This is a genomic window from Variovorax sp. 20P10.2.4 (genome assembly GCF_058244205.1).
This window is the reverse complement of the sequence record NZ_JBZAYE010001104.1, coordinates 1-1,394: the sequence shown is the minus strand read 5'-3', so window position 1 is coordinate 1,394 and position 1,394 is coordinate 1. Positions and strand designations below refer to the sequence as shown.

General features: G+C 68.9%; 2 protein-coding genes. Both read left to right on the top strand.

What is annotated here, in order from left to right; translation table 11 throughout:
* Nucleotides 1-939 (top strand): MotA/TolQ/ExbB proton channel family protein (locus AC27VN_RS41485; protein ID WP_490880511.1); only part of this gene is annotated, 939 nt, incomplete at its 5' end.
* A 10-nt stretch (nt 940-949) separates the two neighbouring features.
* Nucleotides 950-1,360: an ExbD/TolR family protein gene (locus AC27VN_RS41480; protein WP_057590202.1), complete on the top strand. Its 411-nt coding sequence runs from the start codon at nt 950-952 to the stop codon at nt 1,358-1,360.
* The last annotated feature ends 34 nt before the right edge of the window (nt 1,361-1,394 follow it).

The following is a 1,394-nucleotide window of genomic DNA, read 5'->3' as shown; positions in this document are numbered from 1 at the left end:
GCCGCCTGGGCACCGTTCACCGGTGCGATCGACGAAGTGCGCCTGTCGAAGGTCGCTCGCGGCGATGCGCTGCTGCTGGCCGACGCCGTCTCGCAAGGCGCCGAATCGCGCCTCACGGCCTTCGGTGCCGACGAGCAGCAGGCCGGCAAGAGCCACTTCGGCTTCATCCTGGCCGCGATGCCGCTGGACGCCTGGATCGTCGTCGGCCTGCTGGGCCTGATGATGGTGCTGTCGTGGGCCATCATGATCGGCAAGGGCCGCAGCTACGGCGCCACCTCGCGCGCCAATGCCCGCTTCATCGAGCACTTCCGCGAAGCCGCCGGCGCCCCGCTGGACCGCCTCGCGATCAGCAACACCGTGTCGCAGGAAGTCCGCAACGACTCCTCGCTGTGGCGCCTCTACCAGGTGGCGATCGAAGAGATGCGCCGTCGCCACGAACGCGGCTATGACCTGAGCGCCGTGTCGAGCGCGACCATCGGCGCCATCCGCGCCGCCATGGACGGCGTGATGGTGCGCGAGACCGAGCGCATGTCCAAGCGCATGAACTGGCTCTCGACCACCATCGAAGGCGCGCCCTACGTCGGCCTGTTCGGCACCGTGATCGGCATCATGCTGGTGTTCGTGGTGGCGGCGATGGCCGGTGCCGTGGACATCAACTCGGTGGCACCGGGCATGGCGGCCGCGCTGCTGTGTACCGCCGCCGGCCTGGGCGTCGCGATTCCCGCGCTGTTCGGCTACAACTGGCTGGCCTCGCGCTCGGACGCCATCGGCGCCGACATGGCGGTGTTCGTCGACGAGTTCGTGACGCGCCTGGCCGAAGAGCAGGGCGAGGGCAGGTCGGTGCCCGCGGCCGTCGCGGCCCAGGGCGGCGCGCGCCGCACGGCCGACGACAACGCGGCACGTGGCGGCTGGACCTCGCCGGCACAGGTTCCGGCCTGAGGCGACGCACATGCCCAACGCAGCCAAGTTCGCCGTGCGCAAGCGCACCGGCGGCATCAACATCACGCCGTTCGTGGACGTGCTGCTGGTCGTGCTGGTGATCTTCATCCTCACCAGCAACGCCAGCATCCCGGGCATCAAGGTCGACCTGCCGAAGGCCAGTTCCTCGGTGGCGCTGGAGAAGCCCAAGACCAAGGCCATCACGATCGACAACGCGGGCAACGTGTTCCTCGACGCCTACCCGGTCTCGCTGCCGGAGCTCGAGGAGCGCCTGCGCACCGAGAAGGCCCTGTCGCCCGACTTCCCCGTCATCGTGCGTGGCGATTCGAGCGTGCAGTACGCCAAGGTGGTCGACGTGCTGGACCTGCTGCGCCGCATCGAGCTGAACCAGATCGGCCTCGTGACCGGCAAGCAGAAGTGAGGACCGGCGCGTGAAACCTCGCGATCCGACTTTC

Excerpts from the sequence above, each read along its gene's own strand:
- AC27VN_RS41480 (WP_057590202.1), top strand. The coding sequence starts at position 950 with ATGCCCAACGCAGCCAAGTTCGCCGTGCGCAAGCGCACCGGCGGCATC.